The following is a 207-nucleotide window of genomic DNA, read 5'->3' as shown; positions in this document are numbered from 1 at the left end:
GGGCCCCCGTCAATTCATTTGAGTTTTAACCTTGCGGCCGTACTCCCCAGGCGGTCGATTTAACGCGTTAGCTCCGGAAGCCACGCCTCAAGGGCACAACCTCCAAATCGACATCGTTTACAGCGTGGACTACCAGGGTATCTAATCCTGTTTGCTCCCCACGCTTTCGCACCTGAGCGTCAGTCTTCGTCCAGGGGGCCGCCTTCG

At 57.5% G+C, this 207-nt stretch carries 1 rRNA gene; it reads right to left on the bottom strand.

Going from position 1 to position 207, the window contains the following annotated elements:
* Nucleotides 1–207: ribosomal RNA gene (locus N826_RS39520) — 16S ribosomal RNA — on the bottom strand; the annotation flags it as partial.

It is taken from the genome of Skermanella aerolata KACC 11604, assembly GCF_000936425.1.
GTDB lineage: Bacteria > Pseudomonadota > Alphaproteobacteria > Azospirillales > Azospirillaceae > Skermanella > Skermanella aerolata.
This window is presented reverse-complemented; position numbering and strand designations above follow the sequence as displayed.